Genomic DNA, 26,965 nt, shown 5'->3' on the forward strand with positions numbered 1-26,965 from the left:
GGGCGGGGACGCTGGAGCCGCCCAGATTTCCTCGGATGGTGGTTCGTCCATCCGCCCGCTCGGCGGTCGGGCTCCGCCTTTTCAGCCCTGCTCCGCGGCGGGTGCAGGACTGTCGGGAAATTGGATTCCTGATCGGGAAAACAACTGGCCCGGGCCTGCGGAGACTTGCGGCGAACATCGGTTTGCCTCCGTGTTTTTCCGCGTAGTCTGTGGTGGTTTGTCCTGCCGCACCGGCGGGCCTCGGGCGGGTCCATGCGAGGAGTTCACATGGCCGCCGACATAACACCGTTGATTCACCGCGTTCGCCGTTGGCCGCGGCGTGTGGTCATCACCATCGCTGTCGTCGCGGTGACGCTGCTGGCGGTGCGGATCGCGCTCCCGTATGTGGTCAGGAACCAGGTGAACCACCGGTTGCAGAGCATTCCCGGCTACACCGGCCATGTGGCGGATATTGGCATCGCGCTCTGGCGCGGAGCCTACGCGCTCGAGGGTGTGGAAATCTACAAGGTGAGCGGCGAGGTGCGGACGCCGTTCGTGCGCGCGCGCACCATCGATTTCTCCGTGGCGTGGCGCGACCTGTTTCACGGGAAGATCGTCAGCGATATTCTCGTCGAGGAAGGTCAGCTGACGTTCGTGGCCGGCGCGACGGAGGCGGAAAGCCAGACTGACGTCGATCGTCGCTGGCAGGAGGTGATCGAGGATTTGTTTCCGCTCGAGATCACACACCTCGAGGTGAACCACGGGTTGCTCCGCTATCAGGACACGACGAAGACGCCGGCGGTGGATCTGTTCGTGACGAACCTGCGGCTGGCGGCGACGGGGTTACGCAACCGGCCGAGCGAGAGCGGCGAGGAGTTTCCCGCCGAGATCGTCCTCGAGGGCGACAGCCTGGGTGGCGGCCAGCTGCGGCTCGCGATCAGCGCCGAACCTCTGGCGGCGCAGCCGCATTTTCATCTCAGCGCGAAACTCGAGAACGTGAACCTGCCCGAGCTGAACGAATCGCTGAAGGCGTATGCGAACGTTGATGTGAGCCGCGGCAAAATGGAACTCGCGGCCGAGATGGCGGGCAAGGACGGCGGGTTCCAAGGCTACGTGAAGCCGTTCTTCGAAGAGGTAGATTTCAACAATGTCTCCGACGAAAACAAAAGCGTGCTGACGCGGATTTGGGAGAACGTCGTGCAGGGTCTTGCCTGGCTGGTGAAGAACAAGGCGCGCGATCAGGTGGGCACGCGGATTCCGTTTCAGGGGCGGTTTGGCGATCCGCAGGTCGGATTGTGGACGACCATCGTGAATCTGTTTCGGCACGGGTTCGTGCGGGCGTTCAATCCGACGATCGAGGGCACGGTGGATCCGGACAATGTCCTGCCGACGGGTGACAGCGCGGACGGGGAGGGTGTCGCGAGTGAAAAGCCGGAGACACCGCCGAAAGTGGCAACGGACGACGTCAAGAAAGTGGAGCCGGAAGCAGCGGCACCTACCGACCAGCCGAGCAAGAAGCGCACGCCTTGAGCGAGAGCAGCCGGATGAAGGCCGCCGGTGGGTTCGTTACCGCACGAGTTGGCCGACGCGTTGGATCGGCTTCAAGTCGCCGGTCCCGACGGTCTGCTCCGGACGCGACGAATAGCTTGTCGCCGGCCAGACGGAAGTGGAACGTGTCCAGGAAAGGCATCCGATAGTGGCACACCTTCAGGGTGTAGGTAGGATACAACATGAGCGGGCAAGATGCCCGCGCTCCCAGGGCGCCTTCGGGGACGAGCCAGCGCTCGTAGGGATCCGCGATCCCGTCAGCGGTCGAGGTCAGTGACGTTGACGAAGTTCCCGGAGTAGACCAGCAGGTCCCTCAGCTTGGCGGTGGCGGTTCCCCAGCCGTAGTGCTGCGTCACATCCATCGTCAGCAGGAACCGATAAGCGTCGTCGACCAGATCCTGGTTCTGCGGCGAGACGGTGCCAGAGAGCCCCATCGCTCCCACCATGCCGGGGAGACCGGTGAACGTGCCTCGCGGCTTGCCGTCGAGGGTGTAGGCATTGGTGAGTCGCGTGAGGTCGCCCTTCGCCTCTCGCTTGATCCACGCCGCGAACGTATCCGCCGCATCGGCGAAGACGGGGGTCCGGGATCTACCATACCAAGCGTAGTGGATCGCCCATTTCGTGGAGACCTGATGCGCATCCCAGCCGTAGAAATACGAGTCTCCGTTCAGGCCGTTGCCACCGCCACGGGACTCCTTGCCGTCGACCGTGCACCACTCCGGCACCAACCCAGTCCCATACTTCTTGATGAAATACGCGGTGAGCGTGCGATAGCTCTCGTCGAGTTTCGTCCACGTCGCGTCGCCGGTGAGAGCGAACCACAGGGGATAGTAGATGGAATCGTAGTAGGCGGGATCAACGGTGTCGCTTCCGCCCCACGTCGCCGCGGGCTTGAGCGCATAGGACGGCCGCTCGACCAGGTGCTGGGAGATGTCGTTGATCAACTGCTTCGCCTCCGCGAGGTAGTTCACGGCACCGTCACTGCCCCACTGGTAATGCGCCAGCAGCAGCCCCATCGCCATGTTCTCGTCCGCCTCGGTCGCCGCGTCGCGATTCCACGCGTCCATCGGTTTGTGGTAATTCACCGTGCTCATCATGAAGCCCCACTCGTTGAGATAGGCCTTGCGATAGGCGTCGAGCGAATCGAACAGGCCTTTCGCGCGGTTCTGATCGTTGTCCATCATCACCGTCAGCAGCATGCCCCAGCCGACGAACTCCGAAATCGTGCCATACGGCTCGGTGTAATACAGCAGACCGGGACCGGGGCCCAGGTGCGGCCGGACGGCACCAGGCGGGCAATCGGACTCGGTGATCCAGTGCTCCACCCACTGCTCGAATGCCCGCTGGGCGTGAGCGTTCATCTGGGCTTGGGTGAACACCGACGACCGCAGCCCGTGCGTGCGCGTGATCCCAGCCTGCGGGAACGGGTGGTGGATGGGATAGGGCTGTGGCAGCTTGTAGTATTCGAGCCGGTGAGTCGTCACCGCGCGTCGTGTCGTTTCCGACGATGCGGTGGGAGACGGATTGGTCGGTGTGTTGGGGTCGACGCTGTAGGTGGACACCGGTCGCGGTTTCTCACTCGATGATTGCGGTGGCTCACCCGGCGAGGCGCAGGAGACGAGCAGCGTTGCCGCCAGACATGCCACCAGGAGAGCAGCCGCTGTGGCAGGGACGACCCGGCGCAATCTGGATCCCTTCATGGTTGCTTGAGCCTGGCACGGGCCTCCGGCGCGGCAAGCGCGGCCACCAAGTTGAGAGCGGAGAGTTGAAAACCAGCCGGATCTGATTCGCGGCCAGTCGGCGCGACTCGTGCCAGTCGACGACATGAGATCAGGCCGCTGTTTGTTGATCTGTTCTCGACGACGATCGGTCTCGGGGGAATCCAACAAGCAGCGGCCTGAGCCCGGCGCCAATGATTCGCACGCGAAATTCATCGCGGCTTCATCCTGATTTCACCGAGCTGCGGCATCCTGCCACTGATGAAAACGCCAACCATGAAAAGTCGCTCAGCCTTGTTTTTTCAGATGGTCATCGTGCTCATTGGCATCGGCACTCTGGGCTGGATGCTTTGGGAACCCCACCTTGAGGGCAGGAACGCCCACGCCTCCCCTTTCGAGATCTACTTCAAGGATCCCTTCCTCGCGTATGTCTATGTGGGTTCCATCCCTTTCTTTGTGGTGCTCCAGCGTGCATTCGGGCTGTTCGGGCACGTCAGGCGAACCGGGACTTTCTCGCCGACGACCTTGGAAGCATTGCGAACCATCAAACATTGCGCGATGGCGCTCCTTGGTTTCGTAGCCGGAGGAGTGGTCTTCATCCTGATATTTGGTGACAGAGAAGATCGGCCCGCGGGGCTGTTCATGAGTTTCCTCGTCGCCTTCGCTGCAAGTGTCATCGGCACCGCGGCCGCGACATTCGGACGGCACCTGCAACGTGCCTTGAGTCGAGGCGAAGCACGCCAAGCCTGACCGACGGCACTTCATCGCCCGATTTGCGTGATCCGGCGCGCAGCGCGACGCGGGCTGGGGCTCCGCCGTTTCAGCAACCATGCTTTCGGGGCGTTCGCGTGAGTAGCGGGCTGGCTCGGATCAGTTCACCTCATCCAAACGGAGCGGACGAGGGCGTCCGCGCTCCAACGCGGCCACGAACCGGCGGGCAAGATGCCCGCGCTCCCAGGCTTGTGCCTCCTGTGTCTCTTCACGGCAGCACTTCCGGGTCGTCGGTGTGCTCCGCGGCTACGGCACGTCGTAGAGTTCGACGAGCGCGACGCCGGTGCCGGCGTTGGCCCCGCTGACGTGGACCGTGTACACGCCGGGCGGCAGCGTCGTCAGCACGGCGGCATCCTTGCTCGCCGCGGAATCGAACTCGAACGCGCCCACCGCCTGACTCGAAGCTTTCAACTCCATCGTGCCTCCCCAATCGTCGTTTTCGTCGATGACGGTGGCGCCGTGATAGAGCGTGAGCTTCGGATCCGCCAGCACGCTCGAGGCGCCGAGGCCCAAACGCACCAGCGACGGACCCGCAGCCCGGATCAACACCGTCTTCGGAGCATGCCCGGACAGGACAAATCCGACGATCAGCGTATCGTCGCCGACGCCCGCGAACGTGCGGGCCGACAGGTTGGTCAGATGTCCCGAGGCGCTCGCGTCGGCATCGTAGGCCTCGAGCAAGGTGACACCGCCGCCGGCACCTGCGGCGGTCAGGTGCGCCGTATAGAGTCCGGGCGTGAGCGACGCCAGCAGCGCGGCGTCCTTGGATCCCGCTGCGAGCGAAAACGCGCCGACCTCGGCAAACACCTGACTCACCTGGGCTGAGCCGCCCCAATCGTCGTTGTCCTGAAGCGGCGCGCCGTTGAAATCGAACAGCCGCAACTGCGGATCGGCCGTCGCCGTCGTCACCCCCATCGTCGCCAGCGTCGGACCGATGCCGCGAACGAGCAACCGCTTGGGCCCGCCGAGAAAGAAGCCCACGATCGGCGTCTGCTCGCCGGTGCCGACGCGTGTGCGCACCGAGAGGTTCACCAGCCGGGTCGTCGACACGGCCTTGCGGATCGTGTTGTTCCCGCCGTCGGTCACGTAGAGATTTCCCGCGAGGTCGGTCGCGATGTTGCGCGCGAGATAGGTCAGGGGAAAATCGGCGCTGCCGCTGGCGGGATCGAAAACCGTCGTGTCGGCGACGATCGTGGTCACCAGCCCAGCGGGGGTGATTTGACGAATCCGGTTATTCGAGTCCGCCACGTAGAGCGTGCCCCGCCGGTCGATCGCGATGCCGCCGGCATAAGCAAACTGGGCCGCGCTGCCGGTGCCGTCCGCGCCGCCGGCGATCCCGTGTTGGCCGGCCACTGTGGTCACCTCGCCCGCGGGTGTGATTTTGCGCACGGTGAAGTCACCGCGATCGGACACATAAAGATTTCCTGCGGCGTCGATCGTCAATCCGGCCGGTTGAACAAACCTCGCCGCGGTCCCCGTCCCATCGATGCCGCCTCGCTGCGCGGGCGAACCTGCGAGCGTGCTGACCATGCCATCCGGCGTGATCTGGCGGATCGTCGAGTTTTCCTCGTCGGCCACATACAGCGTGCCGTCCGTGGCGACCGCGAGACCATTGGGAAACGCGAAACGAGCCGCGAGGCCGGGTCCGTCGGCGCTGCCGAAGTTTCCGGATACGCCGGCGATCGTCGTCACCACGCCGGCGGGGGTGATCTTTCGAACGGTAGCGGAGTTGGCGGTCGTGTAGACGTTGCCGGCGCGGTCGACGGCAATTCCCAGCGGGAATTCGAAGCGTGCCGCGCTGCCCGTCCCGTCGGCGCTGCCGATTTGTCCGGCGGCGCCGGCGAGGGTGCTCACCACGCCAGCCGGCGTGATCTTGCGGATCGTGGCGTTGAACGTGTCCGCGACGTAGGTGTTGCCGGCCAGATCCACCGCCACTCCATTCGGGTAATTGAAGCGCGCCATCGGGCCGGGACCATCGGCGGTGCCGACGCTGGCTTCGCCGGCCAGGGTAGTGACGGCACCCGACGGAGCGATTTTCCGAATCGTGGTGTTGCCCAAATCGGCGACGAAGATGTTGCCGGCGGCGTCCACCGCGATGCCGTAGGGCAGGTTGAACCGCGCCTGGCTGCCGACGCCATCCGCCGAACCGGTGACACCCGCTTGGCCGGCCACCGTGGTCACGACGCCGAGAGGTGCCGGCCCATTGAGCGGCGTGACCCGGCGGATCGTGTTGTTGAGGCTGTCGGCCACGAAGATGTTGCCATCCCGATCCACGGCCAGCCCGGCGGGACTCGAGAAGCGGGCGTCGCCGCCGGTGCCGTCAGCCGAGCCCACGAGGTCGGGATCGCCCGCGAGCGTGAGGACAACCCCCGTCGGAGTGATCCAGCGGATCGCTGCGGATTCCTGCTCCGTCACGTAGAGGTTGCCCCGGAAGACCGCGATGTTCCGCGGCAGAGCGAACAGCGCGGTATCCACCGTCCCATTCGTGTTGCCGCGGATTCCGGTCTTGCCGGCAAACGTGCTGACACGGCCGGCGGGCGTGATCGTGCGAATGACGTGGTTCTGCGTGTCCGCCACGAACAGCGTGCCGTCGGGATACGCTGTCACGCCGGTCGGATGATTGAACCGCGCGGCTGACCCGTCACCGTCCGCGCTGCCCGCCGCGCCCGCTTGTCCGGCGAGCGTGCTGACCACGCCGGTGGGCGTGATCTTGCGGATCGTATTGTTGCCCGAGTCCGCGACGTAGAGATTGCCGGCCTCGTCCAGCGCCACGCCATGGGGAGACAGGAAGCGGGCTGCATTGCCGGTGCCGTCGACGCTGCCCGGCTGTCCACCCATGCCGGCGAACGTGCTTACCGTACCCGATGGCGTGATCTTGCGGATGGTGTGATTCGTGGTGTCGGCGACGAAAAGGTTGCCGGCCTGGTCGACCGCCGCGCTGCTCGGTGTGGTGAATCCCGCCGCACGGCCCTGGCCGTCGAGACCGCCAAAAAACGGGCGCCCAGCGAGCAGGCTGAACGCATAGCCGGAGTCCTGTGCCGGCGCGACGGAAGCGAGGAGGGTGACCAGCACGGTCGAGCATAGCGAGGCTAAGGGCAGTTTCATCGAGGAGCCTGGGATGACAGGACCCATGGGCATCGCGGGGAGAGAGGCGGACGACAAACGCGACACGGTAACGGAAGTGTTACCTCGCGGGAGCCGGCGGCAGGATTGCGTGACGTCTGCCCCGACGACCCGGTAGCCCGTCGCGCGCAGCGGCGGCGCAGGCTCCTCCTGCGTCGTGTACGGCCGTTTCCTAGACGGGGCGGACGAGTGCGTCCGCGTTCCCAGGGCACAGTAGGGCCACGCATTAAGGCGCGACTGCGGTGCGGGAGACGTCCGCTCCCTTGCGTCGTCGCGCGAGCTGAGGCTACGTTCACGGCACCCTCACTCCCATGCCTGCCGTTGCCGATCTCCGCAGCCCTTACGTGAAAGTCGGCCGACTCGTCTATTTCGGCCGGATGCTCGACAAGATCCGCTTGCATGCCGCCGGCCGGCTGCCGGCCGCGTATGTCGCCAATCTCGGCGAAACCAAGCCCATCTTCTTCGACGCCCGCTGCTGCGTGTTTCTCGGTTTGTCATATGCGAGCATTCGCGACCGAACGCTCGCTGGCGGCACCGACGAGGAAATCCTCGCCTGGGCCGAGGAGCAGGGGAAATGCCATACCGACGCCGAATGCGTGGTCTGGAATCGTTTCATGGTGAAACTCGGCTGGCGCGACGATCGCTCGGCGATGTTGCGCGTGCGCGTGGAGGAGTTCGGACTGCAGGGCCGCCCGATCGAAACCGTTTTTGATTTGATCGACTACGACGAAGGCCGCGATCCGGTCCGCGATCGCGCCTGGGAATCCGTGTAGCCGGATCGCTCCAACCGCCGGCGAAAGCACCAGTCCTCGGATTCACCGGCTGGCTGCAGCACGCCCGGACCAGCACTGCCGGCGATCAACGCAGCAGCCGTCAGCGCGCCGCGCGACGCTTATTGGCCGCGCGCAGCGGCGGACTCCCTCCTTGCCGCGGCCGGGGCGGTTCGGCCACGGACGACCACCTCTTGCGTCGTGCCGTCCAGGAAGGTGACGCGGCACGAGACTGCGAAATTCTGCGGCCGCGCGGTCGAGAGCGGGCGCACCCACACACGATGCTTCGCGCCCTCGATCTCGGGTTCGATGCGCGCCGTGACGGCGTCTCTGGGATGCGTTCCGGTGATCGCAAGCGAGCGGATCGCGAGCGCGCCTGTCGCCTGCACGAGCACCTCCTGCGGTTGCGGCTCCGCTCCCGTGGGCCAGATCAGCAGCGGCGAGGAGAGCGTCACGAGCGGCTGAATTTCCGCCCGCAAGTGCAACACGACGGGTTCGGCCGGCGCGCCGTCGGTGACCACGGCGATCGTTTCCTCCTGCGAACGGGCAACGCTGCCGAGCGCGAGCTTCGCCATCAGCGTGCCTGTTTCACCGGGCGCGTAAACGCGCTTGGTCAGTTCCACCGTGGTGCAGTCGCAGCTCGTGACGACGTCGACGATCGCGACGGGGGAAGCGCCCGCATTCGTGAAGCGGTACTGAGCGACGATCTCGCGCGCGTTCGAGTTGGCTGCGAGCTGCACCTCGCGCGTGTCCCAAACGAGCGCGGCGTGGGCGGCCAGTGGCAGAAGCAGCGCCGCCAAAGCGCAAGAGCGCAGCTTGCCGCGTCGGTGGATCGTTCGGCACGAGGGCGCAACCAGGTGCGCCCCGACCGCTCGGCTGGCAGCACCCTGCTGGCGGGGCGCTCCCGCGTGCTTTGCCTGTCTGCGCATCGTGCGCCGGAACGAACGGATGATGCGTGGGCCAGCAGAGCCCGCCCACGCACCTTCCTTGACCGACTACGGCGTCTCGTCGCGCACGGTCACCGGTTGGCTCCAGATTCCGCCAAGGCCAGGACCTTCAGCATCGCTGTGGAACTTCACCCGGAGCGGCTCGGTGGTGTCGAATCCCGGACCCGCCGGATTGCCAGCCCCGCCGTTGTTCTGTCCGACCACGCTGAAGAACGAGTTCAACACGATGCCGCCGAAGTCGGCCGGCGCCGAGCCTTGGAACGTCAGGGGATCGCGCGGATTCCCCGACGGGACCCATGAGCGATCGTTCTCGGGCAGCGTGTAGGACTGGTTGGCGAGCGGAATCGTGAGCGTCCGGCTCCGGCCGTCCAGGCGGTAGATATCGAGCTGCACGCTCGCGCCAGCGACCGCCACCGTCGCCGCCGGGTGCTCGCGGTGAAGCGCGGCCAACGCATAGCCCGCCTGTACGTTGACGCCTTCCTGCACGAGCATCGGCCGCGTCGTCGACATGACCAGCGTGCCATTGCCCGGATTCCAATCGTTGGGGAAAAACGGCAGCCCGTGACCCCACCACGCCGTCCAACGACGATAGTCGAAGTCTTCGCCGTAGGGATGGACTCTCACCTGGGTGTCGGCGTCCTCGACGCCGAACAGGAACTTGTCGACGAAGTTCGCGATCGCCGGGTACTGGCTCGCCGGCACCTGACAGTGGCCGTGTCCGCCATCGATGTAGAAACCGAACCGGTCGCCGATCCCGAGCGTCTCGTAAATCCGCTGGGTGGCGCGCGACGTGACGTAGTTGGAGCGGTTCGAAAGCCACAGAAAATCCGTGTTGCCGGTGACGAGCAGCGCGCGGGGTGCGACCATGGCCATCAGCTCGTGGTGATCATACGGCAGCTTGTAGACGTTGTTCCCGCTGAACTGGAACAGCTGCGAGGCGAACCAGCGCCGATCCGTATGCGTCAGCGCCTCCACCACGCGGTCGCCCTCAATCTCCTGCGAGACCCGCCACGAGGGCGCGCCGCCGCCGCCGCTCTCGAGCGGGATCGTCAACGCGACCCGCTCGTCGAGCGCGCCGGCGAAAAGCGCCATCTTGCCGGCGTAGGAGCAGCCGGTCACCGCGAGGTAGTCAGGGTCGATCGGCAGCGGGTTTTCCTCCTGCTGACTGGCGAGCACGATGCCGTCGATCAGCCGGCTCACGCCCCACGACCAGGCCGCGTATTGGCCCGAGTCGCTGTCAACGGGTCCGCCCGGCGCCTTGAATTCCGGATACATCTGATAGAATGGGTCGGGCGTTTTGTCGCCGCCGCCATAGCGCGTGACCTGGTTGTGCACGAAATCCACCGTGGCGATCGGGCGGGTCGACAACACGGCGGCCAGGCTGCCGTAGTTGGGCCCGGTGGGACTGGCAAAGAACGTCATCGGGATCAGCGCGGGGAACGGCCCTTCGCCCCAACCCTGCGGGATGAACACCTTCGAAGTCAGCGTGACGGTTTTCGCGTTCGAGTTTCGCGTTACCACCACGACCAGCTGGCCGATGCTCGTACCGGCGGCGGGCGGGGTATACGTCGCGGCGATCGTGAGGTCCGACGCGTCGGGCTTCCTGCCGATCTCATATTTCTCGATCGCCGCCTTGATTTCGTTGCGCCGACGTTCCCAATTTCTGAACGAGGTGCTGCGAGTGCCGTTCTCGAATCGGAACGGATCGGGCAACGGCCGAACGATGGGCAGCCAGTCGAAATCCGGGAAACTGGGCGCACGGTAGTGCGCGCCGGTGTTTTCGACGTCGTAGACCAACGGAATGCGCGAGCCGTCCTGACGACCCGAGTGTGCAAAGGCGCTGAGCGTCGCCGCCAGCACCACGAACACCAACAATGGGGAACGATAGCGTTTCATTTTCCGCTCTCTTGGATTTGGGGTTGTCCTTGTTGCCCGTGGGGGCGGTCGGCTGGACCCAAGCTTAACGGGTCAAACTCTAGTTGGAGTCGCCCGAACCCAAGAATCAGGCGGTTTGCCGATGTCTGCTACCGGAACGCGTCGGATGGCGGCAGCGCGGCGTGTGTACAGCCGGGCGAGCGGGCGCATCCTCGGCGAATGCCGCCGTGGCCGCAGCGAAGTCTGGCCAAAACCCCGGCGTTTTGATCTCCCTCACGCATGCCGGAGCCGCTGGTTGTCTACACCTACGCCAATTGCAGCACGTGTCGCGATGCCGTGAAGTGGTTGCGCGCGCACGCGATCGCGTTCGAGGAGAAACCGATCTACGAAACGCCGCCGAGCGTACCCGAGCTGCGCCGGATGCTCGCGCGGCAATCCGGCGAACTGCGCCGGCTGTTCAACACGTCCGGCCTCAGCTACAAGGCGCTCGATCTCAAAACCAAGCTGCCGCAGCTGTCCGAAGCGCAGGCGCTGGAACTGCTCGCCAGCAACGGCCGGCTGGTGAAGCGGCCGTTCGTGCTCGGCGACAAGGTGGGCCTCGTGGGCTTCAAGCCTGAGGCGTGGGCCGCGGCGCTGGCGCGCGCGTAGCCGAACGTTTCACCGGGCCGCGACACCCTCGTCGCGATTGCCAGTGACACGCGACGAGGGTGTTGTGCTCCAGGACCGGCCGAACCCGCGCTCAGATCGTGCTGTGCAGCCCGACGCGGTTGCCCTCGGTATCCTGAATGAAGCCGATGAACCCGTGCGGCGGGATGGGTGTGCGCCCCTGGGTGACCTTGCCGCCAGCCGTTCCCACGCGGCCGAGCACCGCATCGAGTTTTCCATCTGCATTCAAATACACGAGCGTGCCACCGCTGCCGCCGGGCGCGGAGCCCTTCTTCGCGACGATGGCGCCGCCGACGCCGTTTTCCGTGTCGCACTGAAAGACGCCCATCTTCGCCTCCGGCGTGTCGAACGACTCGAGCCGCTCGTCGAGAATCGTCTCATAAAAACGCTTCGCGCGATCGAAGTCGGCGACGTGGATTTCGAACCAGTTCAAGGCATTCGTTTTCATCGTGGTCATGGGGTGGGGAGTTCGGGTGGATGGTTCGCCGCGGATGCCGGACGCTCCGCGACCGTTAGATCCCGACTCTACCGCACCGCGCTGACACCCCTATGTCAGGAGGGTGAAGAAACAAGTAAGCCCGTGGACGCGGCCCGGCTCACCGGGTCGACACGGCGACGGTAGTCAGCCAATGTCGGAGCATCGGCTCCCATTCGGCGCGGCGGCCGTCGCGTACGCTGCGCCCGTGATCGCCGCCACCGAGCACATGCAATTCGAACCGCACTCCCGCGCGGTGCAGCCGCGCCGCATAGGCGAGGCAGTGGGCATACGGCGCGCGGGTGTCGTCGTAGCCGACGATCATGAACGTGGGCGGAGTGCGCGCGTCGACGAACTGTTGCACGCCCTCGAGCTGCAGCAGCGACGGGAGATCGGTCGTGCCCGGCGCCAGCTGATCAGCCGGCGCGTGCAGAATCGCCGGATAAAATAGAATCGCCGCCTGCACGCGACTGCCGGGGCGCTCCACAGGATCGGCGGCCTCGGGTTGACCGTCGTCTCCGTGGGTGGACAGATTCGCCGCGAGGTGTCCGCCGGCGGAAAACCCGATCACGGCGATGCGCTGGGGATCCAGGTTCAGTTCAGCGCTGCGTGAGCGGAGGACGCGCACGGCGCGCAGGGCGTCGAGCAGCGAGACCGCCGGGTCGTAGGGCCGCAGCCGGTATTGGAGCACGAACGCGGCGAAGCCGTCAGCGCGAAACCGCTCCGCGATCGGGAAGGCCTCGGACGCGGAGTGATAAGTGTAGCCGCCGCCGGGCAGCACGAGCATCACCGGACGTGGTGGCTCTAAGGCGCTTCTGGCGGGAAGAACCGGATACAGCAGCGGCACATCTTCCGGCGCGGTTCCACGGGATTCCGGGGCCTGGTCGGGCCAAAGCCGGATCGCACTCGCTTCATGCTGACTGCGGGCGTCGGCGGAGACGGCGGCGAAAATGGATTGAGCCGCCGCTTCGGCGGGCCGCTGGGCGTGAGCCGCCAGGCCGGCGCCCAAACTCAGCAGCGCGGCGAACCACCGACAGCGGCTGGGAGCGGCCAAAGCGAGCGATATCAACGACACGCCGGGCAGGAGCGAAGGACTCATGTTAGCTGCTTACACCCGCACGGCTGCTCCGGCGAGCGCTTCGCATCGGCCCGTCCGAGCGCGTGCGGACATTCACGCCGGCGGCGCGCAGCCGTTCGAGATGCGGGGCGAGTCGTCGTTCGAACTCCGCCGGATCGCGCTCGCCGCGCGGCCGCCAACCGACTTCGGCAATCGCGAGGAGTCGCGGATAGAGTATGAACTCCAGAAAACCTTCCGTGCGGATGAACTGCGTCCACAGCGCCGCCTCGATGCCGGCGATCTGATTCAACCCCCTTTCCGGCAAGTCAGCCGGCACCGGCTCCCAGCTCAGAATCTTTCCGAGTGACGTCGGTCCGTTGTCATTGCCCTCCCATGGAGAACCCGGCTCGCCGGGACCGGCCGCGTAATCGAGATAGACCTGATCGACCGGCGACAACACCAATTCGATGCCATTCGCGAGCGCCTGGTCGCGGACGTCCGGCTTCGCCTTGCGCCACCATTGGATGGTTGCGGCAGGATCGACGCCAACTTCCGCGGTTTCATCCCAAGCCATCGGACGCTTGCCTGCCTGCTGGATGATTTTCGCCACGCGCGCGTAGAAATACCGCTGCAACTCGGCCGGAGTCTGCAGCCGCTCGGCGCGCATGAAGGCCGGGACTTGCGGGAGCCGGGCCCACTGCCCGGTGCTGACCTCGTCGCCGCCAAAATGGAAATACGGTCCGGGGAATTGCCGCGCGACTTCCGCCGCGATCGTGGCGATGAATTCATACCCGTAGCGGCAGGCTTCCGGGATTGTGTAGTCCGTACGACGAACGGAGCGATACCGCGGTCTCAGCGAGACACCCGGCTTGCAGCGTGCGCCGCGCCCCGGCAACGTAGCGCATGCACCTCCGCGCCCTTCGTCAGTTCGCGCTGTCGTTGCCACGGGCCCGTGTTTCCGAACAGTGGGGTGGGTTGGCGTTCAAGGTCGAGGAGAAGGTGTTTCTCTTCGTGTCGCTGGACGGGGAAATCATCGAGGCGGTCGTCTTCAAGTGTACGCCGGACGAGTTCGCGGAGCTGACCGACATCGATGGGATCACGCAGGCGCCGTATTTCGCGAAACGACATTGGGTGCGCGTGGCGGATCTGCTGGCGCTGCCGGCGACGAGTCTGCAGCAGCGCATCCGCCGCAGCTACGACCTCGTGGTCGCGAAGCTCCCGAAGAAAGTGCAGGCGTCGATCAGGTCCGCGGCGGATCACGGGTGACGCACCCGTTCCCCAAGTTGAGCGTATCCGCAATACTCGATGCGCGCGCCGCGGCGGGAGAATTCGCGGGAACTTTCGGCGGACCGGAGTTGTATAAGCGACGTCCCTTCAACATCGCTCCATGAAATCTTCCACGTGGTCCCTCGCTGGCGTTGTGCTGGCTGGTTTTATCCTGGCGACCAGCAGTGTCGCCGCTGAATCGAATGATGCGTCCGCGCGCGCCGTGACGAACGATCCCGTTGAACGCAGCGAGGCCGGCATCACGGTGGCGATCGATCCGCGCGTGGAACTGGTCGCCGTCACGCAACACCTCAGCGGCTACGCGGAGCGCTCGCAGCGGTTCAAGGGGCGGATCAACGATTTTGATCATCCGTATCTGAACGCGCTGCGGCAGCACTTTGCCGGCTTCAAGGAGCACGAGGCGATCAAGCGGCTCGCGGCCTTGCGCGTGGGCGGCAGCGATCCGATGGGCATCGCCGTGCAATTGTCCGATCCGAACGACGTGGCGTTGCAGGGCGCGCTCGACCGCGAGATCGTCGGCTCGGAACCCGCTGAGGTCGACGCCTACGTCGCCGCCCTACGCACCTTCGCGCGCGACGCGGCCTTCATGGACTTCTACACGGCGAATGCCGCGAGCCGCGCGGCGATGGTCGAAGACTTCAAGCAATCGATCGACCTGCACGCCATCGCGACGGAAACCGGGCGCTACTGCGGTGCCCAGCCGGCGCGCTACACGATCATCCTGGCGCCGCTGCTCGGCCGCACGTCGTTCGGGCCCAACGTCACGACGCCCGACGGCACGAAGGTTTTCTACGCCATTTTGCCGGCCAGCGGCGTTGCCGACGGACATCTGGTGTTCGGCAACCGCAACCATCTCGACGAGTATCTTTGGCATGAGTTTGGGCACTCGTTCGTGAATCCGCTCGTCGACGAACATTGGCGTGACCTGGAAAAACTCTCCGGGCTGATGAACAAGATCCAGCCGAGCCGCTCGCTGAACTACGGCCGCGAATGGAAGATCTGGGTGAGTGAGCACGTCGTGCGCGCCATCGCGGCGCGGATCGTGCGGCAGCAAAAAGGTGAGACGGCTTACGCTGAGCAAGTGGCGAGGGATCAGGGCCGCGGGTTCGCGTATCTCGGCGAGCTGTGCCGCTCGCTCGAGACCTACGAGCAGAACCGCGACAAGTTCCCGAGCCTCAGCAGCTATTTTCCTGAAATTGTCGCGGTGTTCGAACGGCTCAACGAAACCGCGGCGAAGCCTCAGGCGAGCTAGGCGGCTCTTCAGCTTGAACTCGCGACTCCCGGAGCGGGCCCCTGCGATCTGCGTAACCGGGGGATGAGCGCAGGAGGGAATCGCATCCTTCGACGAGGTTCTGCCTACGGCGACGAGCTGGCCGCGTGCTCCAGCTGCGCGCGGCCGGCAGGGACATCTCGGGCGATGGAACTGCGGCCGTCGGCCCAGCGCACGCGGACGAATTCGGCATCGGTGGCGGAGCCGAGTCCGAAGATCACGTCGGCGCCGTGCTGGCTGAGGTAGGACACATCAGCGCCCCACCAACGGATCTGCGTGCGGCCGGCGGCGCGCACTTCGATTTTTGCGCCAAAGCACGCCGCGGCCGGCCCCTTCAACTGAACGGTCAATGACCGGTTCTGCGTCGGCGTGTCGTTCCGGAGCAGAAGCACCTCGCCCTGATTCGTGGAGACCGCGAGATCGATGTCGCCGTCACCGTCGAAATCCGCTGCCGCCAATCCGCGGGCGTTGTAGGATCGCGCCGTCGCATCGCCGGCGAGCGCAGCCACGTCGCGAAAACCGCGGCCGTCGTTCATGAAAAGAAACAGCGGCTCGGGCTTGAGCAGCAGCGGATCGGCGTTGCGTTCGAGCGTGCTGCCGTCGGCGACCGCGATGTCCACCTGGCCGTCGAGATCCAAGTCGGCGAACGCGCAGCCCCAGCCGACGCGGTCGATCGAGATTTCGCCGAGCTGATACGGCCGCGATTTGTCGCGATACTCGACCACGCCGGCCGGCGTGGGGAAACTTTGATAAAGCGCGTTTTCCTGCGCGACCCAATGCGTGATGAACAGGTCGGGCAGGCCATCGGCGTGGCCGTCGAGGTCGCCGAGCTCCGCGATGGAGAGGCCCATCGACCCCCGCGGATCGGCGGTGCCGGTGACGGTCGAGAGGTCGAGGAAGGCGACGGGGTGGTCGGAGCCGAAATCGCCACCGGTGTTCCGGAACAGCCGGTTCGGCGAAACGTCGTTGTTGACGTAGAGGTCGAGCCAGCCGTCACCATCGAGATCGACGAAACTCGCCGCGAGGCTCCGCCCGTCGGGATCGGCCACGCCGGCGCGGGCGGTGACGTCCTCGAACGTGCCGTCACCGCGGTTTCGAAACAGCCGGTTTGGCTGCGGGTCGTAGGAGTTTGGATTAAGCGTGTAGGGCGCCTCGTAGTCGGCACCGCCGGTCGCCGCCGACGCCGGCGGTTCGCGGCCGGCCGAATCGTAGGCCACGTAGTTGCACAGATAAAAGTCGATGTGCCCGTCGCGATCGAAGTCGCCCCACGCCGTGCCCGTGCCCCAGAGCGGATCGTCGACGCCGGCGCGCGCGGCGACGTCGACGAAGGTTCCGTCGCCCTGGTTTTGAAACAGCCGATTTGATCCGCGGTTCGTGATGTAGAGATCGAGATCACCGTCGGCGTCGTAGTCGACGAACGTGGCGCCCATCCCGAATCCTTCGCGATCCGCGACCCCCGCGCGGTCAGTGACGTCGGCGAACGTGCCGTTGCCGAGATTGCGAAAGAGCCGGTTGCCGGGGGAGGTCCAGCCTGGCGTTGGCACGATCCCCGGGTGGTTGACGAGGTAGAGGTCCAGCTGGCCGTCGCCGTCGAAGTCGCCCCACGCGAGTCCGGAACCGTTGTCTTCGGGCAGCGCGCGGTGTCGCGCAGGCGCGCCGTGGCGGAAGGTGATTCCGCTCGCCGCGGTAACGTTGGTGAACCGGACCGGCGTGCTCTCCGCGAGGGCCGACTGCACGAAGGCCGCGGAAACACTGCCGCGCGCGTCGGCTCGATCGGTGTTGCGCGCCCACTCCCACCAATACACGAGCGCGCCGAGCACCAGGGTGCCGAGCACGATCACGATCGAGGAAAGCCACAGCTTCCGCTGGCGCGGCGAGAGGCGAGAACGGCGCGGCGGCATCAATGAGGGGTCTTGATGGAGCTGCGACGCCCTCGTCGCGCTTTCTCTGAATGACGCGACGAGGGCGTCGCGTCCCCATGACCCAAGCGGGCGGAGGAGGTAGCCGGGGTCGATGACCCCGGCCCGGCCTCAGCGAGGCCGGCTACAAAACAAAGCTCGGCTGATTTTCCGAAGCGCATCAGTCTAGCGCGCGGCAACGTGGGGCGAGGCCAGCGCGGTTCGAGCCGTGGCCGCGGGCTGGATCGCGATCTCGCGCGACGCCGAATCCTTCGTGATCGTCGGCTGGTAGACGCCGCTCTCGCGCTCCATGTCGGGAACGACGAGATTCAGAAATTCCTGCCGATAGCGGCGGAAATTCAAATCCGCGGTGACCGTCAGCGGTCCGCGCGCGCCGGCCGGGACATTCAGTCGATAAACCTGCTTGTCGGCATAGCCGGGGAAGATCACGCGGTTGCCGGAGCCGCCCGCCTTGCGCCAAAGCTCGTGGCGCACGATCGGCTGCCCGGCTTCGTCGAGCGGCACGCCTTCGAGTACGAGGGTGCCGGCATCGCGCGGCCGGCCGGGCGTGTGGATGTGCCCGGGCTCGTCGAGAATCTCGCGCGTGGCGGGATCGATGCCGCCCCATTCCGCGAGCAGCACCCCGTTGCCATCCATCACGCGGAGGTGTACCCAGGAGCGGAGGAAATCCAGCGGACCCGTGATGAAATTGTGCCCGGCCTTCCGGTTCTTTACGATGGCGGTGAGCTCGAGTGTCGTACCCGGCTGCGCTTCGGCCGGCGCCAGCAACTCGATCGAAGAAACCGGACCGCTCGGCCACAGGTGCGCGATTTCGGGGAGCACCGTCTCGCCGCGAATCCACGCGGTCGTCAGCCGGCGTTGTTCCTCGTGGTGCGGCAGCTTCAGCACGTCCGGCATGAAAAGATTCGTGGCAATGGTACCGTGATGCCGATGCGCGCCGTCGGAGCTCGCCCGTCGCAGATCTCCCGCTTCGCCGGCGCCGGGGTCGCGCGAGTCGGGCACGAGCCGCATGTGGCAATCGCGGCAGCTGAGCGTCTTGTCCGCATGCTGCGGATCGACCCAGTGGCTCTTGCGCCATTCGTCGAACTGATTCTGCGAGGGGCTGGCGCCGAAACGATTCAGCGCCTCCGGGATGAACTGCTTGTGACACGCACCGCAAAACTCCGGCGTGCGGAGGATGTTTCGATTGTAGTCGGCCAGGTGTTGCTGCGGGTAGGCGCGGATCAGGAAATCGGAGACGCGCTTCGCCAGCCCGCTGGCCGACTCACCGAGGTAGCGCGTCGGCGGCGTGAGCACGTAGTCGGCGTTGCCGCGCTGGTCCACGTGCGAGATCGAATGGCAGACGACGCACGAGTTGCCCTCCTGCATGCCCGGGGCCGAGAGACTGAGATTGTGGATGTCCTTCGCGCCGGCGAAGAGTGAGATCGGATCGTGGCAGCCGGCGCAGTAGCGCGTGTCGGCCGGACTGCGATCGCGCGCGAAGGCCTTCTGCACCGCCTGGAACGGCGGGTTCATCGCGGAGAACCGGTGCGCGCTCGGCTCCCATTCCGCGAGGATCTGCTCGTGACAACCGCTGGTACCGCAAGAGGTCGAGCCCGACAGCACCGCGGGGTTGACCAGTCCGCCGGTGGAGGTGCGGGCATAGGTCGGCGCGAACGGACTGCCGCGATACTCGTCGAATTTCTGCGCGTATTCGGGCAGCGAATAGTCGGACGGCAGCGGAAGATTGACGGAGGTGCGTGGCAGGAGGGCGGCGCCGAGTCCAACGGCGGCGTAGAGCCCGGCGACCATCCCGGCGAGAGCGAGTCCGCGGCGCCGCAGCCGGCGGCGGAAGTTCGGGATGCTGCGCAGCGGCTCCCGGCGGCGGACATACGCGAGAGCAAAGTGGATGATGAGAACCGCAGCCGAAGCGAGGCCGGTGACGAGGTGCACCTGGTCGGCCCAGCTGGAGAGCCGACGGCCGAAGAGCGCCTGCGCGGTCACAATCACCCCCGTGACGAGACACGTGATCGTGAGTGCCATCGCCGCGTAGCCGATCAGTTTGACGACCGAGAGTGTCTGCGCGGACCACAGCTGGTAGTGACGGACCTGGTAAACGGCGAAAGGAGCGACCAATAGAACGCCCGCGGCGCCGTGCAGCAGGACCACCAGCTGCGTGGCGAGGGAAAACGGAGCGACGAGAATCCAAAGTCCGGTGACGACCTCGACGAGCAAGCCCAGGGTAACGGCGAACGTCAGCCAGGCGGTCCAACCGCGAGCGGCTTGTTGGTGCGGTGAGGTGCCTCGATCGGAGGCGGACGCAGGCGTGGAAGACGGTTGCTTGTCGGGAGGGGGAGTGGAAGCGGACATGGGGTGGGTGCGGGGGGGCCGCATGCAGGTTAGGACACCACCCCGTACGACACGGAGCCGATTCCCGCCGAACCTTGAGCTGCATCAAAGGCGCCGCGATTTGAGCGGAGCACCCGTTTTTGCGCGCTCGCCCGCGATTTCCGGCGATCGACCGTGAGCGATCGGCGATTCGCCCTCAGCGGGCGGCGATTGGTCCCGCGAGTCGGCTACCTATCGAGACTTGTCCGAAGACGTGACGCTGCGTCGGAAAGGGCGGGACCGCAGGGCCCGCCGTCTGTCGTTCGCGGCGCGCCCAGCGGTCGCGCCCTATCATTGAGGTCTACCTCGATCACTCCTTTAGGAACTTCGCTGGAGCTGTTCGTTGGATACGCAATGCGATCCCAGGTTTGCCCGGCAGCGCGATGCTGCCGCCGTCGACGGCGACGAAGGTATAGTCATCCGATTTCGTGATCACGAACTCGCGCTCGACGGGCGTGATCGTCATCGCCCAGGTGTCGATCACCTCCACCTTGAAGCGCATGCCGTCCTTCAGTCCGCTGCGGAAAAGTCGGAATGGCCACGCGGTCGCGGATTCACGTCCCAAATACACGAGGTAGTACTCACCGGGCACGCCGGCGACGGTGACGTTCTGCCATTTGTCTACTGGATCGAGCCCGTCGGCGGGGCCGCTTTCGAGGATCGTGCGCAGAAACGCCAGCCGCGGCGCGCTCTCGCCGCGCAGCACGCCGCCGAACGAGGTCCACGTGTCCGGGGCGTCCTCCACGCCGAAGAAATCGCCGTGGCCGACATACGTTCCGGCCACCGTGCCGCACCAGAACCGATGCACCATCTCCGGCCCGCTGAGCTGGCCCCAGCGCCGACGTGCGTTGCCCTCGTATTTCACCTCATCGTAGACGACCGGTTTTCGCCACACGTCGCGATACAGCTCGGCGCGACCGGGTTCCTCGACGGCAGATCCGTTCTGAATGCTCGCATGCGTGACCCATGGCTGCCGGTTGTCGAACAGCAGCTGCGAGTGATGAATCGAGCGGAGGTGATCGAACGGATCCGTGGCCTGCACCAGCCGACCGAGTTGGTCCCAGTGTTCCTCGGTCTTGGTCCGGACCAAATCATACTCGTTGGCGAGCGACCACCAGACGTTGCGGAACGCCGCGAACCGCGCGACCACGTAGCGCACATAGCGCTCGTCCGCGGCGGCGTCCATGGCTTCGAAGCCCCACGCTTTCCCGTAGGGGTGAAACAAAATCAGGTCTGCCTCGATGCCGAGCTCGCGCAGCTGCGCGACACGCTTTTCGAAGGCGCGGAAATATTCCGGGTTGAACCGCGCGAAGTCCCAATCGCGCGGCGGCTGTCCGGCGAACGGCCAGCGTGGCGGCGCGAACTGCCGGCGGTAGGCCACGGACTGCGGCGTGAGCAACATTCGCGCTTTGTTGAACGGCGCTGTGGCCAGCGTGCGCAGCGTCTGCTCCTGCACCTCCTCGGGCGCATCAGTCCAGTTGTAGATCGTCGTGCCGATGGGCTTGAACGGCGTGCCGTCGGCGTAGGCGAAGTGATACGTGTTGCGGACGCGCACCGGCCCGTGGTTGCCGCGTCGCGCGGGCGTCACCGTGAATTCGCCGCGCTGTCCGGCGAGCAACGGATCGTTGCTGCTTGTCTCGTAGTGCCACGCGCCCGTCGCATCCGGCATGAAGCGGACGCGATACACGCCGTCGCCATCGTAGAACCCGGGCACCTCGATCGTGCGGGTGCCGTCGGTGAACCTGGCGCCGAGGCGCACATCGACGAACGGATTGCCGGTCGCTGGTCCGTGGAGCGTGAGCTCAAATGTGTTCCAGCGTTCGACGGCAGGTGATTCCTCCACGGTCCCGCCTTCCATCGGCGCAGCCAACGCGAGCAGCAGGGCCAGCCACGGCGCGACTTCAAACGTACGCAGGTTCATCGGCCGCTATCCCCACAAATTCTCAGCTCAATGCCGAGCCTTTCTCCCGTGCCGACAAGCATCGCAGCGTAGAGCCTCGGGCCGGGAGGAGCGGCTTGGCCCGCCAGCCGCTCGAAGCGCGTTGCGGGCGGCGCGCTCCGCCTAACCGAAGCGTCCGACGACGCGATGGTGGCGGGCGCGGCAAAAACGCACAGAGTCACTTCGCAGACGCCCTGAGCCGACCGCGGATTCTGTGCGTCAGGCTTTCACGCTCGCCCCATCATGAAACGACCTTTGCCGCTTTTCGGTTTTGCCGCGTTGCTTCTCACCGTCGTCGCCGGTTCCCCCGGCGCGCTTCACGCGCAGCCCGCCGGCGCCGTGCTCGAGATGGGATTCCGCAACCCGCCGGACTCCGCCAAGCCGCGCACGTGGTGGCATTGGACGATGAGCAACGTCACGAAGGACGGCATCACAAAAGACCTGGAATGGATGAAGCGCGTGGGCCTCGGCGGCTTTCAACTCGCCGACGTGAACGTCGGGCGCGGGCAGGAGGTGGAACCGAAGACGCCATATGGCACGCCGGCTTGGTATGACGCGGTCCGGCACGCGGCGGCCGAAGCCGATCGGCTCGGACTCGAGATGTCGATCTTCAGCTCGCCAGGATGGAGCGAGACCGGGGGACCGTGGGTGAAGCCGGAGCAGGCGATGAAGAAGCTCGTGTGGAGCGAAACCGTCGTCGACGGCGGGAAACGTTTTTCCGGCAAGCTCGCGTCGCCGCCGAACGCGATCGGGCAGATCCGCGACAGCGGCGCGAGCTACTACACCAGCGATTCAACGTCGGCGCCGTTTTATGCCGATGCGGCCGTGGTCGCCTATCGCGTGCCCGCCGCGGAGCCGCGGATGGCCGATCTGCACCCGCGGGTGTCGACCCACGAAGGCGAGATCGATGGTACGGCCTTACTCGACGACAAGCTCGCGACGCTGCTCACCGTCAAGGCACCGGAGGGTGGCGCGGCCTGGGTGCAGTTCGAGTTCGCCGAACCGTTCACTGCGCGGGCGATTACGCTCGGCGGCAGCGGCGGCAGCGCGAAGGGGATTCCGGTGGGCCGGGTCCTGGCGAGCGACGATGGCGTGTCGTTTCGCCCGCTGGTCACGCTGCCGGGTGCACAACTCTATCGGCAGGGAATGGTGCGGACGTTCGCGTTGCCCGAAACCACGGCGCGGTTTTATCGGATCGAGCTGACGGGCGCGCCGCTCGGACCCGCGCAGACGATGAGCCAGGCGCCAAGCGCGCCGGCGAAGGAATATGTGCTGAGCGAAGCCGTGCTGCACTCCGGTGCCCGCGTGCATCGCTGGGAGGAGAAGGCGGGATTCAGTTTCCTCTTCGAGTATGAAACAGTCGCGACGCCCGAGATCGCGCCGGCGCTGGCTGTCGCACCAGACGACCTTGTCGATCTCACGGCGAAGCTGCAGCCGGATGGTTCGCTCGAATGGGATGCGCCGCCCGGCCGCTGGACGATTCTGCGGCTCGGCTATTCGCTGACGGGCGCAAAGAATCGGCCCGCCACGCCGGCCGGCACGGGTTACGAGGCCGACAAGCTCAGCCGGCGGCACATGGAAGCTTACGTGCGCGGGTATTTCGATCCGCTGCAGCAGGCGCTGGGGCCATTGTTCGGAAAGAGCCTGCGCTACGTCACGATGGACGGCTGGGAGGCGGGCACGAACAACTGGACCGACGAATTGCCCGCGGAGTTTCGGCGGCGGCGTGGCTACGCGCCGACGCCCTATTTGCCGGCGCTTACCGGCCGGATCGTTGGCAGTGCGGACGTGAGCGATCGGTTCCTTTGGGATTTCCGCCGTACGCTCGCTGACCTCTGGGCCGAGGCGCACTACGGTACGATGGCGGAGAAGCTGCGCGAGCGCGGAGTCGGCATCTACGCCGAGGCGGCCGGCGTGTCGCTCGAAATGCCGGAGGACACCCTGCTGAACAAGAGCAAGGTTGAGATCCCGATGGGCGAGTTCTGGGTGCGCGATCTGCATCCGCGGTTGATGTACCTGCAGGACATCCGGGGCGCTGCATCGGCGGCGCACGTTTACGGCAAACCGCTCGTGGCGGCGGAGGCGTTCACCGGCGGCGGCTATGAGGCGCCGGCGACGCTGAAGAATGTCGGCGACACCTGGCTCGCGCAGGGCGTGAACCGCATCGTGTTCCACACCTCGGCGCACCAGCCGCTGGATACGAAGCCCGGCAACATGATGGTTGGAACCCATCTGCACCGAAACATCACCTGGGCCGAGCAGGCGCGACCAATCATGACGTATTTCGCGCGCAGCTGCTTCCTGCTGCAGCAGGGCCGATTCGTGGCCGACCTCGCTTACTTGCTTGACGAAGGCGCACCCTCGACGCCGCCGATCTGGGGCGCTGGCACGCGACCGACGCCGCCGGCGGGCTACGATTACGACTTCGTCAACGCGGACGTGCTCCTTCATCGGTTCTCCAGCGGCGGGAACGGCAAGCTGATGCTCCCGGATGGAATGAGTTATCGCGTGCTCGTGTTGCCCGATACCGACCGGATGCGGCCGGAGCTGGTGCGCAAGCTGCGCGAACTCGTGCTCGGCGGCGCCACGATCGTGGGCCGCAAACCGACGCGCTCACCGAGCCTCGCTGATTATCCGCGGGCGGACGCGGAGGTGCACGCGCTCGCCGCCGAGCTGTGGGGCGATCTCGACGGGGTGAGCCGCACGGTCCGCCGGGTGGGGAAAGGCACAGTCGTGTGGGGTCTGCCGCGCGAACGCGTGCTTTCGGATGAGGGCATCGCGAAGGATTTCGACGCGGACCAGCCGCTTGACGCGGAATTCGCGTGGCTGCACCGGAGGGCGGGCGAAATCGATCTCTATTATGTCGCGAACCTCACGGACCGTACGCAGGCGATTGACGCGCGGTTCCGCGTCAGCGGCCGGGAAGCGGAGCTCTGGCATCCCGACACCGGCAAGATCGAGCGGGTCGGTTTCACGCAGGCGGACGGCCGGACCACGGTGCCGCTCCGACTCGCGGAACGGGACGCCGTGTTCGTCGTGTTTCGGCGTGCGACCACCGCGTCGTCGTCGCGTGCTGCGTCCAACGAAGCGCTGACCGTCCTCGCGCAGCTCAACGGTTCTTGGGACGTGAGTTTTCCGCCAAACCGGGGCGCGCCGGCACGAGTCGAATTGCCGCAGCTCGGCTCGTGGACCGAGCATCCGGATGACGGCATCAAGTATTTCTCAGGCACCGCAACGTATCGGAAGACGATCGCCGCGCCGCGTGAATGGTTCGGCGCAGACAGCGGCGTTTTTCTCGATCTCGGACGGGTGGGCGATCTTGCAACGGTGCGGGTGAATGGCGTCTCACTCGGAGTTTTCTGGAAGCCGCCGTATCTCGTCGACGTGTCGGGCGCGCTTCGTCCCGGCGAGAACCAGCTCGAGATTGAGGTCACGAACCAATGGACGAATCGGCTAATCGGCGACCGCAGTGTGCCTCTCGAAAAACGTGTGCTCGGCGATGCCTCCGTGCAGCCGCCAGGCTGGGGACGATTCGGTTCGCAGTCACCGGTGCCATCGGGACTGATCGGGCCGGTGCGCTTCGTCTCGAGACCGCTGCTTCGGGTCGCCGACAGTCCCGACGCGAGCATCGCCGGGATTCCCGTCAACTACACCGAGGCGAAGGCGGGTTCCGACTCCGGGGGGGTGTTGGGGACGCGACGCCCTCGTCGCGTTTCCGGTGACAGCCGCGACGAGGGCGTCGGGACTCCAGATAGTCCCGACGAGCCGCGCTACACGCTGCCGGATCCACTCGCGCTCGCGAACGGGCAACCGGTGCGTGATGCGCAGACGTGGCTCGAGCAGCGGCGACCGGAACTCGTGCGGCTCTTCGAGCAAAACCAGTTCGGCCGCGCGCCGGGCCGGCCGGCCGGCCTGAATTTCGACGTGTTTGAAAAGGAAGCGCCGGCGTTTGGCGGGAGAGCGATTCGGCGACAGGTCACGATCCGATTTTCCAAGCAACCGGACGCACCGCAGCTCGACGTGTTGCTCTATTTGCCGGCGCCCGCGACGAAACCGGTGCCGGTGGTGCTCAATGTCAGCTTCACGGCGAACAACCTCACCGTTGATGATCCGGGCGTGAAGCCCGGGTGGGTGTGGAACCCGCAGGAGAAACGGCGCGTTCCGGCCGACGCGAGCGCTCGCCGATTCGGCCGGCTCGACGTGATGGCGGCGATTGAGCGCGGGCTCGGCGTGGCCACCCTCAACTATGGCGACATCGATCCCGATGCGCCCGGCGCGATCGCGCAAGGTGTGCGTCAGCTTTACCTGAAGCCGGGACGGACCGCGCCGGCGGCGGACGAGTGGGGCACCATTGCGGCCTGGGCCTGGGGCATCAGCCGCGTGGTGGACTACTTCGAAACGGACGCCGACGTCGATGCGCAACGCGTCGCGATCGTAGGCGTCTCACGGCTGGGCAAAACGGTGTTGTGGGCGGGTGCGTCCGATCCGCGGATCGCGCTGGTGATTGCGAGCTGCTCCGGCGAAGGCGGTGCAGCGCTCAGCCGCCGCAACTACGGGGAAACGATCGCGCACCTCGTCGCGCCGACGCGCTATCCGTACCAGTTCGCCGGAAACTATCAGACCTGGGCAACGCGGGTGGACGAGTGTCCGATCGATGCGCACGAACTCGTGGCATTGATCGCGCCGCGTCCGCTCCTGCTGCAGACGGGCACCACCGACATCTGGTCGGATCCGAAGGGCGAATACCTGGCCGCACTCGCCGCGACGCCGGTGTACCGATTGTTCGGCAAAGCCGGACTCGAGGTGGAGCAGATGCCCGTGCCCGGCGTGCGGGTGGGAGATACGCTCTCCTACTACATGCACGAAGGCGGCCACGGCCTGGTGCCCGGCGACTGGGAGGTGTTTCTCGACTTCGTGCGGGAGCACCTCGAGCGGTAGTCACGCAATCCGCGACATCCGGTCGCAGCCGTCACGCAGGTAACGAGGCTCCGCCGCAACCCAAGCCCGCATCGATCCGATTGGCCACAAGAGGCACAAAAGGCGCTAGAACATGTGCCGCACTTTTGTGCCTCCTGAGCCTTCGGTGGCCAAGCTTGGGTCTTCCGGTCCTCCGAACTTAACCACAGATGAACACAGATGCTGATTGGTTGATCGGTGTCTATCTGTGTTCATCTGTGGTTTCGAAAGTCCGAGGGTTGCTTCGCTGATCCTCGTGTCGCCACTCTTCCAGCATATTTCCTTTCTGATCTCCATC

General features: G+C 65.9%; 17 protein-coding genes. 7 read left to right on the forward strand and 10 right to left on the reverse strand.

Annotated features, from left to right (window positions below; translation table 11 throughout):
* Positions 1-267 precede the first annotated feature (267 nt).
* Complete coding sequence (locus OTER_RS11455; RefSeq protein WP_012375082.1) at positions 268-1,509, forward strand: AsmA family protein; 1,242 nt, start codon at positions 268-270, stop codon at positions 1,507-1,509.
* Positions 1,510-1,784: 275 nt separating this feature from the next.
* Here OTER_RS11455 and OTER_RS11460 read toward each other — a convergent pair whose 3' ends face one another.
* Positions 1,785-3,227, reverse strand: coding sequence for a glycosyl hydrolase family 8 (locus OTER_RS11460; RefSeq protein ID WP_158305419.1), 1,443 nt, complete (start codon positions 3,225-3,227; stop codon positions 1,785-1,787).
* Positions 3,228-3,506: 279 nt separating this feature from the next.
* On the opposite strand from OTER_RS11460, the gene OTER_RS11465 reads away from it, so the two are divergent.
* Complete coding sequence (locus tag OTER_RS11465) at positions 3,507-3,995, forward strand: DUF2975 domain-containing protein (protein WP_202796036.1); 489 nt, start codon at positions 3,507-3,509, stop codon at positions 3,993-3,995.
* A gap of 267 nt (positions 3,996-4,262) precedes the next feature.
* On the opposite strand, the gene OTER_RS11470 is transcribed toward OTER_RS11465, so the two are convergent.
* Positions 4,263-7,121 carry an NHL repeat-containing protein gene (locus OTER_RS11470; protein WP_158305420.1) on the reverse strand — a complete coding sequence of 953 codons (2,859 nt, stop codon included), beginning with the start codon at positions 7,119-7,121 and terminating at the stop codon, positions 4,263-4,265.
* Between the two features lie 329 nt (positions 7,122-7,450).
* Here OTER_RS11470 and OTER_RS11475 point away from each other — a divergent pair, with 329 nt between their 5' ends.
* Positions 7,451-7,912, forward strand: coding sequence for a DUF5069 domain-containing protein (locus OTER_RS11475; RefSeq protein ID WP_012375086.1), 462 nt, complete (start codon positions 7,451-7,453; stop codon positions 7,910-7,912).
* Between the two features lie 119 nt (positions 7,913-8,031).
* Here OTER_RS11475 and OTER_RS11480 read toward each other — a convergent pair whose 3' ends face one another.
* Entirely contained in the window at positions 8,032-8,709 is a 678-nt protein-coding gene (locus OTER_RS11480; RefSeq protein WP_044891724.1) for a DUF1573 domain-containing protein, read from the reverse strand.
* Positions 8,710-8,904: 195 nt separating this feature from the next.
* The gene (locus OTER_RS11485) at positions 8,905-10,752 is read right to left on the reverse strand and encodes a glucuronyl esterase domain-containing protein (protein WP_012375088.1); all 1,848 of its coding nucleotides are present in this window, start codon (positions 10,750-10,752) and stop codon (positions 8,905-8,907) included.
* Between the two features lie 258 nt (positions 10,753-11,010).
* Between OTER_RS11485 and OTER_RS11490 the strand changes: the two genes are divergently transcribed.
* Positions 11,011-11,379 (forward strand): arsenate reductase family protein, encoded by a 369-nt coding sequence (locus tag OTER_RS11490; protein WP_012375089.1) that lies wholly within the window; start codon positions 11,011-11,013, stop codon positions 11,377-11,379.
* Between the two features lie 91 nt (positions 11,380-11,470).
* Here OTER_RS11490 and OTER_RS11495 read toward each other — a convergent pair whose 3' ends face one another.
* The 3 genes from OTER_RS11495 to OTER_RS11505 form a co-directional block, all read right to left on the reverse strand.
* Positions 11,471-11,854 (reverse strand): VOC family protein, encoded by a 384-nt coding sequence (locus OTER_RS11495; protein WP_012375090.1) that lies wholly within the window; start codon positions 11,852-11,854, stop codon positions 11,471-11,473.
* A gap of 139 nt (positions 11,855-11,993) precedes the next feature.
* Entirely contained in the window at positions 11,994-12,971 is a 978-nt protein-coding gene (locus OTER_RS24130; protein ID WP_012375091.1) for an alpha/beta hydrolase, read from the reverse strand.
* 1 nt (position 12,972) lies between these two features.
* Positions 12,973-13,824: a family 20 glycosylhydrolase gene (locus tag OTER_RS11505; protein WP_044891725.1), complete on the reverse strand. Its 852-nt coding sequence runs from the start codon at positions 13,822-13,824 to the stop codon at positions 12,973-12,975.
* A gap of 8 nt (positions 13,825-13,832) precedes the next feature.
* Here OTER_RS11505 and OTER_RS11510 point away from each other — a divergent pair, with 8 nt between their 5' ends.
* Positions 13,833-14,195, forward strand: a complete 363-nt coding sequence (locus OTER_RS11510; RefSeq protein ID WP_012375092.1) for an MmcQ/YjbR family DNA-binding protein — start codon at positions 13,833-13,835, stop codon at positions 14,193-14,195.
* Between the two features lie 121 nt (positions 14,196-14,316).
* The gene (locus OTER_RS11515) at positions 14,317-15,468 is read left to right on the forward strand and encodes a DUF4932 domain-containing protein (protein ID WP_012375093.1); all 1,152 of its coding nucleotides are present in this window, start codon (positions 14,317-14,319) and stop codon (positions 15,466-15,468) included.
* Between the two features lie 104 nt (positions 15,469-15,572).
* Here OTER_RS11515 and OTER_RS11520 read toward each other — a convergent pair whose 3' ends face one another.
* The 3 genes from OTER_RS11520 to OTER_RS11530 all read right to left on the reverse strand — a co-directional run bounded on the left by OTER_RS11520 (position 15,573) and on the right by OTER_RS11530 (position 21,693).
* Positions 15,573-17,387 (reverse strand): CRTAC1 family protein, encoded by a 1,815-nt coding sequence (locus OTER_RS11520; RefSeq protein WP_012375094.1) that lies wholly within the window; start codon positions 17,385-17,387, stop codon positions 15,573-15,575.
* 183 nt (positions 17,388-17,570) lie between these two features.
* The gene (locus OTER_RS11525; RefSeq protein WP_158305421.1) at positions 17,571-19,754 is read right to left on the reverse strand and encodes a multiheme c-type cytochrome; all 2,184 of its coding nucleotides are present in this window, start codon (positions 19,752-19,754) and stop codon (positions 17,571-17,573) included.
* A 328-nt stretch (positions 19,755-20,082) separates the two neighbouring features.
* Positions 20,083-21,693: a DUF5060 domain-containing protein gene (locus OTER_RS11530; RefSeq protein ID WP_012375096.1), complete on the reverse strand. Its 1,611-nt coding sequence runs from the start codon at positions 21,691-21,693 to the stop codon at positions 20,083-20,085.
* 261 nt (positions 21,694-21,954) lie between these two features.
* On the opposite strand from OTER_RS11530, the gene OTER_RS11535 reads away from it, so the two are divergent.
* Entirely contained in the window at positions 21,955-26,649 is a 4,695-nt protein-coding gene (locus OTER_RS11535; protein WP_012375097.1) for a glycosyl hydrolase, read from the forward strand.
* Positions 26,650-26,965 lie beyond the last annotated feature (316 nt).

Origin of the sequence: Opitutus terrae PB90-1, assembly GCF_000019965.1 — a bacterium.
Taxonomy (GTDB): Bacteria; Verrucomicrobiota; Verrucomicrobiia; order Opitutales; family Opitutaceae; genus Opitutus; species Opitutus terrae.

Bases quoted from the DNA above. Each gene is read 5' to 3' on its own strand.
- OTER_RS11455 (WP_012375082.1), top strand. From the start codon at position 268: ATGGCCGCCGACATAACACCGTTGATTCACCGCGTTCGCCGTTGGCCG.
- OTER_RS11465 (WP_202796036.1), top strand. From the start codon at position 3,507: ATGAAAACGCCAACCATGAAAAGTCGCTCAGCCTTGTTTTTTCAGATG.
- OTER_RS11460 (WP_158305419.1), bottom strand. From the start codon at position 3,227: ATGAAGGGATCCAGATTGCGCCGGGTCGTCCCTGCCACAGCGGCTGCT.
- OTER_RS11535 (WP_012375097.1), top strand. From the start codon at position 21,955: ATGAAACGACCTTTGCCGCTTTTCGGTTTTGCCGCGTTGCTTCTCACC.
- OTER_RS11530 (WP_012375096.1), bottom strand. From the start codon at position 21,693: ATGAACCTGCGTACGTTTGAAGTCGCGCCGTGGCTGGCCCTGCTGCTC.
- OTER_RS11520 (WP_012375094.1), bottom strand. From the start codon at position 17,387: ATGCCGCCGCGCCGTTCTCGCCTCTCGCCGCGCCAGCGGAAGCTGTGG.
- OTER_RS11510 (WP_012375092.1), top strand. From the start codon at position 13,833: ATGCACCTCCGCGCCCTTCGTCAGTTCGCGCTGTCGTTGCCACGGGCC.
- OTER_RS11495 (WP_012375090.1), bottom strand. From the start codon at position 11,854: ATGACCACGATGAAAACGAATGCCTTGAACTGGTTCGAAATCCACGTC.
- OTER_RS11525 (WP_158305421.1), bottom strand. From the start codon at position 19,754: ATGTCCGCTTCCACTCCCCCTCCCGACAAGCAACCGTCTTCCACGCCT.
- OTER_RS11475 (WP_012375086.1), top strand. From the start codon at position 7,451: ATGCCTGCCGTTGCCGATCTCCGCAGCCCTTACGTGAAAGTCGGCCGA.
- OTER_RS11515 (WP_012375093.1), top strand. From the start codon at position 14,317: ATGAAATCTTCCACGTGGTCCCTCGCTGGCGTTGTGCTGGCTGGTTTT.
- OTER_RS24130 (WP_012375091.1), bottom strand. From the start codon at position 12,971: ATGAGTCCTTCGCTCCTGCCCGGCGTGTCGTTGATATCGCTCGCTTTG.
- OTER_RS11490 (WP_012375089.1), top strand. From the start codon at position 11,011: ATGCCGGAGCCGCTGGTTGTCTACACCTACGCCAATTGCAGCACGTGT.
- OTER_RS11470 (WP_158305420.1), bottom strand. From the start codon at position 7,121: ATGAAACTGCCCTTAGCCTCGCTATGCTCGACCGTGCTGGTCACCCTC.
- OTER_RS11485 (WP_012375088.1), bottom strand. From the start codon at position 10,752: ATGAAACGCTATCGTTCCCCATTGTTGGTGTTCGTGGTGCTGGCGGCG.